The organism is Leuconostoc sp., from assembly GCF_965300815.1.
The window spans coordinates 1-7,711 of the sequence record NZ_CBDKZH010000066.1 but is presented as its reverse complement, the minus strand read 5'-3'; the positions used below and the strand labels follow the sequence as shown (position 1 = coordinate 7,711).

The following is a 7,711-nucleotide window of genomic DNA, read 5'->3' as shown; positions in this document are numbered from 1 at the left end:
TCAACAGCTAATCCTTAAGCATTGCGTAAAAAAAGCTATCAGTCGCTATCGACTGATAGCTTTTTTTGCACAGTGCACACAGAAAAGGAGAAATCGCACGATGTTCAAAAGCACAAAAATTGTTGTCACCCTCATGGCCGCCCTCGCGGTGCTGATTGGGACTGTCTCAGCTACCTATTATTTTTTGGGGGGTGAGTCCTTTAAATACTGCCGGTATTGCGCAATTAAATGATAATATTGCGCGGATAAAGCACTTATTAACCAGCAGTCAAGCAGACAACGCACAGCTCACATCAGCCCTCAACACCGCACAAGCCACATTGTCACAGGATAACAATACGATGACCAAATTGGCTCATGATAACAGTGTCCTTGCTGCTGCTATCACCGACCGCTACCAAGTTATTATGGCAACTGCCACGGCGTTAAATATTCCTGATTTGTCGCAATATTACGTTACCCCACCAAACGATAATCCGTTCACTGACCAGAATGGGCAAGTGCTGGATAGCGATAAACTCAGCCCAGTGATTTTAAATGCCATTACGGCACTTAAAACCGCCAGCGCAACCAGTCAAGATTGGCAAAATAAATACACCGATCTCCAGTCGGCCATCCGCGCTGCCTATCTGGATGCAGGTGGGGATCCGACACAACAGCCAACGTTAGCCACGTTGATGCAACAATTGAAAGCACAAACAATTGCCCAACTTACCGCCCAAATTAATGCTGTCGGTATCGCCATTGCCTGGTTAAACGATGGGCCAACGTATCATTCACCGGCCAATCCTAATCTGATTTTTAAAAGTAACCATATCAGTTGGGGGACGACCACTGTGGCCATTCCCGATGACACTGGTCAACTCGCTTCAGTGACGCTACCCGTCATCTGGCAGGGGGCCACCAACGACCAGCTCATTTGGAATGGGTTTGGTTGGGTCATTTACAAAGATGGCCAAATTTACACCGATGCGACAGATGATAAAGGCCAGGCGATTGGTCTGGCGTTTGTGAATTTACGTGATATCGCAACTCGCATTAAAATGCCTGACGGCACGTATCGTATCGTCCTTTGGGGATCGACAGCACATATCTTTGCGAAAACCTTTTTACCTGATCTCAATATGCTACCTGGTGGCGCGACCCGTTATCAATTCACTTTTGATGCCCAAAACAATTTCATCGCCACGCCCTATAACAGCATACAAAATCCTGGCCACTATCAATTCATCACGCCACCAAATGCGAAAGATGTCGATGCTGCCACTTTAAGTCAGAACTACTATCGTTACGACTATACTGTTAACACGACGAATGCCAATGATACCCCCATCACGTTGCATAAATCAATTGAAATTCCGAACACACCCCTTTTCCAACACCTCATCCCTTGAGTCGTATTAAAAAAAGGCCACAGCTTGATGATTAGCTGTGACCTTTTTGATATGTGGCTTACTCGGCCGACTTTTTAGCCCATTTTGGCTTTCCCTTATCTTTGGATGCCTTTAAGCGTTTTTTCTTCTTAGGCTTTTCAACAACCGGTACTATCTTCGCCTGAGCTGTCGGACGTTGCGTCACTGGTTTGGCCGCTTGGCCCGACGCTTGGTGTCCTGCCTGATCAGTTGGCGCAGTTACGCGTGCAGCCTTGATCGCAGCGGTACTTTTTTGCGCTGTCGCCTGCTTCGCATCGGCAAATGTGTTAGCAGCTTTCACCAAAACAAAATCATCCCCCAATTCGCGTTTCAAATCACGAATATCATGGTCATTACCCAAGTTTAACACGCGGCCTGGCTTACCCATTCGGCCTGTACGACCAGCGCGATGAATATATGTTTTTTTCCGTTGTGGTAACTGTGCGTTCACGACTAATGGTAAATCTTCAATATCCAAGCCACGTGCGGCGACATCTGTCACCAAAAGCAGCGACACTTCGCCTTTTTTGAATAAACGTAACGCATCTGCACGCTGCACTTGTCGCTTGTCATTGCTGCCAATACTCATCACACTAGCATGCGCGTGACGTAGCGTCGCCTGCATATTAACCAAGCCACTAATCGTATTAAAAAACACCAAAGCTTGTTGCTTATTACGGGCTAGTTGAATCAACAAACTAGCCTTGGCCTTTTGGTCAACATATTGAAATTCATGCGTAATCGCTGCTGGCGCATCCGTGCCAACTGATACGGGTCGGACTTCTTGGCCAAAAGTGTCGGCGACATATTTCAAATCAACCCCAGAGGTTGCTGAAAACAGGCCAAGTTGAACGTCTGTTGGTAATTGATCTGCTAATTCTTGCAAACTGTCACGCCGTTCATCTGACAACATAGCGTCTGCTTCATCGAAAATAACGGTTTGCAAACCATTAAGTTTTAGGGCACCACCATCAAGCATCGTCAATACACGACCTAATGTCCCCACCACAATATGTGGCTTATCTTTTTTGAGTTTATCTGCTTGACGGCGACCATTGGCACCACCAATCAAACTGGTCACCGAGACATCGACCAAAGCGCCCCATTCCCGAGCCACAGCAGTTGTTTGCATGGCGAGTTCTTGACTTGGCGCGAAAATCAAGACTTGTGTCTGCTTAACTTTGGGGTCAATTCGGCTAAGAATTGGCAGCAAAAAAGCTAACGTTTTCCCTGTTCCAGTTGGCGCTAGGCCGAAAATATTGTCGCCCTGCGTTAACTTCTCCCAAACAGCAGCTTGAATGGGTGTTTGGGCTTTAAATTGTTGTTCAAATTGCGCTTGTAGCGCTGGTTTAATTGGCATAAATTACATTTCTTTCTGGTCAGCTGGGAAAACAATCCCAGCCGACGAACGTAAGTCAAACAACGTTTGGTTGACTTGTTTAGCAAGTTGGAACCACTGCGTATACTGCAAATGGTGACCAACGGGGTCATTCATAATGGCCGCAAAGTCTTGTGCTTCACGTACCATCGGATTAGCATCAGGACTTTCCCCAATGTCGGTACTGTGCCCTTCACCATCATGGAAAGTCACCATATCGAGTTCAGCAATGTTATTTGTCGAGATAGTTTCTTTCAAGCCATAAACTTCACTTGATAGGTAGGAATTGGCATTTTTTCCAAAAATTGCGGTGACATTAAAGTCATCATAAAAGAGGTTGGCAACCCCACGGGCATCAGCACCGTTAGCTAAGAGGATTGGCAAATACTGCACGGCACGTGGTGCCCCGAACAAAGCAATCGCTGCATAAATCGGATAAACACCCAAATCATATAAAGCACCTGCGCTAAATTCACACGTGAGAACGTTGGGTTCTTCACCAGCTAAGTAGGCATCAAAGCGTGAGGAATACTTTTGATAAACCAACGTTGCCCCTTGTAACTGCGTCAAATCACCCATGGCCTGTTGGATAATCTTAAAGTTGGGTTGATGCACATGGCGGGCCGCTTCAAAATAACGCACATCTGGGTGGTTGGCCAATAACGCCTCAATCGCAGCAAATTCTGTTGGATTGCTCGTGGTTGGCTTTTCCACAATCACATGCACACCAGATTGGATGGCCACTTTCGTCTGTTCAAAATGCAAGGCATTTGGTGACGCAATATAGACCACGTCAAGGTCTGTGTAGAGGTCACTTAAAGTTGTGACAACATCGACATTTTCCAACCCCAGTTCGGCTACAAATGCTTCCCCACCGGCCTGGCGCCTTGAATAAACTTTCGTCAACTCATACTCACCAGTTTGAAGCGCCGCTTCAATAAACATTTTAGTAATCCAATTCGTCCCAATCGTTCCTAGTTGTATCATTTTATCGCCTCGAATTGCTTTCTTGTCCCGTTAAACACGCTGGTTGGCATCTTGATAGCCTTTAAGCCTGTGCCAATGGTGTGATCTTCACTGTATTGAATAAATTGATTGTCGGCTGCCCGATCCCGCGTATTATCTTCAATGAGCCAATAATTGGCCTGATGGATCGTACCGGATAACTTCTTTTTCACGGCTGGCGTGGTATAAATCACAACGGACTTATCATAATGCGCCGCCAGTAACCGAATCACGCTGGCCAATCGTGATTGACTTGCTTGCGTGGCTACTTGATCGTTGGTCACATACACGGCAATTGGTAGTTCCCCGACATGACCCGCAACATGGCTAATAAAATATTGCGCTTGATCAGCCGCATCAATACTGTTATCAAAAACTTGAATGGCACCCACTTTTAATTTTGCCGCCTCGGCACGACTATAACTTGATTGATAGCCATCATCAAAAAATGATGTCCCTGTCGTCGCACGCAAATAGGCAAAGTCAATGCCATTAGTGGCTAAATTACCATAATCAACATAACCTGACGTTTGGTTAATCGCAACGCCCTGCACGGCAAAGCCTTCCGGTGTTGCCTGAGTTTGCGTTGCCACTGGCTTAGCCAACAACCACACCGCAACCGTCGCTGAAATACCAGCGATAACAATTAGCCACGTTATCGTCATCAACCAGTTATTTGTTTTTATTTTTTGTTTCATTGCCGCATCATTCGTCATAATATCCATTATACAAAATTTATGCCTGTTGCGCCTGCCAATTACATTAAGCTTATATCACAAAGTCGCTATTGCGCGGCTTTATCTTGTCGTGCGCCTTTTTTCATGAGATAATAATTATATTGTGAAATTTTATGGAGGAACGTGTTAGAATACCTGTCATCTAACACACTAAAACGATGTCATTAGAAACCAAACTCAACAAATATGCCGAATTGATTGTCAAGCGTGGCGTTAATGTCCAACCTGGCCAAACGATTATTTTATATGCGTCTGTTGAATCAGCTGACTTTGCACGTAAAATTGTTGCGGCCGCTTATGAAGCCGGCGCTCGCGAAGTGGTGATGGAATGGTCAGATCAAGCCATTACCAAGTCATTTTTGAGCCATGCCCCAATCGATCGACTTGAAAACGTCCCTGAATATGAGGTCCTTAAGGCCAACACCTTGATGGACAAGTACGCATCACGGATTTCACTCGTCTCACAAGATCCGGACGGTTTGGCTGGTGTTGATGCCGACCGCTTGCAAACTTATACAAAAGCAACGCAAAAAGCGCTGCATCGTGTCCGCGATGCTACGATGAAAGATGATATTTCTTGGCTCGTTGTTGCTGCTGCCGGTCAAGCCTGGGCAGAAAAAGTCTTCCCTGACCTTAAAGGTCAAGCAGCCGTTGAACGTCTTTGGGAAGAAATCTTAAAGGACGTTCGTGTGGATGACGACTCAGACGCCATCGCTAACTGGACAGATCACATTGAAACATTAAAAGCTAAAGCCGACTGGCTAAATGCCCAAAACTTTAAAGCACTACGCTATAAGAATGCCGTATCTGACTTTACAATTGGTCTTGCCGAAGGTCACATTTGGGAAGCAGCCTTGTCACAAGATAAGGCCGGTAACGTATTCATCCCGAACATGCCAACAGAAGAAGTGTTTACCGCTCCCGATAACCGTCACATTGATGGACACGTTGCCGCTACAATGCCACTATCTTACCAAGGTAATGTCATCGAAAACATTGCCCTTGACTTTGAAAATGGGCGCATTGTGAAGGCCACTGCGACGAAGGGGCAAGACGTTTTGGAAAAGTTATTGGCTACTGACGATGGTGCCAAGTCACTTGGTGAAGTGTCATTGGTTCCAGATCCATCCCCTATTGCCCAAGGTGGTGTCTTGTTCTACAACACCTTGTTCGATGAAAATGCATCAGACCATTTGGCCCTTGGTGCAGCCTATAATTCAAACATTACCGGTGGTAAGACTGAAGCACCTGAAGTCCTTGCTCAACGTGGTTGGAACATCTCAGATGTACACGTTGATTTCATGATTGGTTCTGCCGATATGAACATCGATGGTATCACCCAAGACGGCCAAACTGTGCCCGTCTTCCGAAATGGTGATTGGGCTTAACGTTATGTCACCGCAATAAAAAACCGCAAAAATATTTTGCGGTTTTTTTGTGCCATTATGCATGTTTATGGTTAACGGTTGCCTTGATAGCATGTGCTACAACAGCATCAAATTGTTGTTGCGCCAAATCATCTAACCCAGCACGTGTTGAACCGCCTGGTGACGCAACGGTATCTTGCATCGCTTGCGCTGATTGCCCAGAGACTGCTAACAGCTGTGCTGAGCCAGCGACCGTTTGGGTGGCAATGGCTGTTGCTAATTCAGCTGACAGACCATTTTCAACCCCTGCTTTGGCCAAGGCATCAATGAATTTGAAAACGTAAGCTGGCCCTGAACCAGCTACGGCTGAGAAAGCCGCAAATTCCGCTTCAGGTACGGCAACAACTTGTCCGAGTTGGTCAGAAAACGCCTGAAAGGCGGTATCGTTAGCCGCTGTCAATGACGCTTTGGCATAGGCTGTGATGCCTTGATTAATCGCCACGTTAATGTTCGGTAACGTCCGTACCACCTGCGTTGTCCCCGTCGCTGCGACCAGTTGGTCAACGGTTATCCCAGCTAACACAGAAACGACTAATTTATCCCCAAAGTCCAACGTGTTGACAACTGCTGCTAATTGATTCGGCAAGAAAGCTAAAACAACCACGTCACTTGCTTGAATTAGTTGCTGAGCCGGCAAAGCCTGTACACCCCATTCTTGGGCTAATTTTGCAGCTGTATGTGGTGATGATACGGCAATGTCTGCCGGTGCCACTTGGCGTGCTAATAGCCCTTTTATCATCGCTTGTGCCATGTTGCCCGTGCCAATAAATCCGTACTTTGCCATATACCTTCTCCTATTGAAAAACGACAAGCCAAATGGCCCATCGTCACTATTTGTCTTGAACTTCTGCTAACTTACTATCAATCATCTCTAAGACTTTAGCTCGTGCCTCAGCATCTGCTACAAAGTCAAAACGGTCGCCATCGATTTGCACCTTTGGTGAACGATCATAGGCATCAAACCAATCATCATAGCGCTTATTCAACTCTTTGTAATAGTCATAAAGATCTGGATTTTCATCAATTTGTTCAAATGAACGGCCACGCTTTTTAATCCGTGCCAACATAGTATCAAAGCTGACGCGCACATGAATGAGCAAATCCGGATTTTTAACGTCTTCAACACCCGCAATTTCCGCCATCATATTATCCACCAAAGACTTATAGATATCGACTTCAGTTTGCGTTGCGCGGTCAAGATCAGCTGTTAATTGGAACAATAACGCATCTTCATAGATTGAACGATCCAAAATGTTTCTCATCCCCGTAGCACGTGCTGCTTTGATTTGGGCTAAACGCTTATTTAGAAAATAAATCTGTAATAGGAAGCCGTACTTCTTTGGATTTTCATAAAATAGTGGCAAAATCGGATTATCATCAACACTTTCATAAAATGCCTTTGACCCCAAGTGGTCAGCCAACATTTCTGTTAAACTTGTTTTGCCGGCGCCGATGGTGCCTGATAATACAATCATGCCAATTCTCCTAATTTCTTTCAGTTACGTACTAGTCTAGTATATCAAAAATCATGCGGTTGGGTCAGCAAAATTATGGTCATCATGCTGGCCAGTAAGCACCTGAAACATCGTCTAACCCGCGGTAAATCAGCACTTAAGCCCATATTCATTTTACTTTTTTATGATCAACCCGACAATCACAATAAAAAAAGGCGATACATTTCTGTATCGCCTTTTAGTTAGTGGACAGTCAGGGGCTCGAACCCTGGACCCACGGATTAAGAGTCCGTTGCTC

General features: G+C 45.6%; 7 protein-coding genes. 2 read left to right on the top strand and 5 right to left on the bottom strand.

Annotated elements, in window-relative coordinates; all coding sequences use genetic code 11:
* The first annotated feature begins 191 nt into the window (after positions 1-191).
* Entirely contained in the window at positions 192-1,394 is a 1,203-nt protein-coding gene (locus ACW12G_RS05395; RefSeq protein ID WP_455647451.1) for a hypothetical protein, read from the top strand.
* 58 nt (positions 1,395-1,452) lie between these two features.
* On the opposite strand, the gene ACW12G_RS05390 is transcribed toward ACW12G_RS05395, so the two are convergent.
* The 3 genes from ACW12G_RS05390 to ACW12G_RS05380 are packed head-to-tail and all read right to left on the bottom strand — an operon-like array spanning position 1,453 to position 4,511.
* Entirely contained in the window at positions 1,453-2,772 is a 1,320-nt protein-coding gene (locus ACW12G_RS05390; RefSeq protein ID WP_455647450.1) for a DEAD/DEAH box helicase, read from the bottom strand.
* A gap of 3 nt (positions 2,773-2,775) precedes the next feature.
* Positions 2,776-3,777: a Gfo/Idh/MocA family protein gene (locus tag ACW12G_RS05385; protein WP_455647449.1), complete on the bottom strand. Its 1,002-nt coding sequence runs from the start codon at positions 3,775-3,777 to the stop codon at positions 2,776-2,778.
* Positions 3,774-4,511, bottom strand: coding sequence for a GH25 family lysozyme (locus ACW12G_RS05380; RefSeq protein ID WP_068853067.1), 738 nt, complete (start codon positions 4,509-4,511; stop codon positions 3,774-3,776). Before ACW12G_RS05380 ends, ACW12G_RS05385 begins: the two co-directional genes overlap by 4 nt.
* Positions 4,512-4,690: 179 nt before the next feature.
* On the opposite strand from ACW12G_RS05380, the gene ACW12G_RS05375 reads away from it, so the two are divergent.
* Positions 4,691-5,920: an aminopeptidase gene (locus ACW12G_RS05375; RefSeq protein WP_029509499.1), complete on the top strand. Its 1,230-nt coding sequence runs from the start codon at positions 4,691-4,693 to the stop codon at positions 5,918-5,920.
* 55 nt (positions 5,921-5,975) lie between these two features.
* On the opposite strand, the gene proC is transcribed toward ACW12G_RS05375, so the two are convergent.
* Together proC and ACW12G_RS05365 are read right to left on the bottom strand one after the other, a co-directional pair.
* Positions 5,976-6,743, bottom strand: a complete 768-nt coding sequence (gene proC, locus ACW12G_RS05370; protein ID WP_182055650.1) for a pyrroline-5-carboxylate reductase — start codon at positions 6,741-6,743, stop codon at positions 5,976-5,978.
* 46 nt (positions 6,744-6,789) lie between these two features.
* On the bottom strand, positions 6,790-7,434 hold the full coding sequence (locus ACW12G_RS05365) for a deoxynucleoside kinase (RefSeq protein ID WP_019041830.1): 645 nt from the start codon (positions 7,432-7,434) through the stop codon (positions 6,790-6,792).
* Positions 7,435-7,711 lie beyond the last annotated feature (277 nt).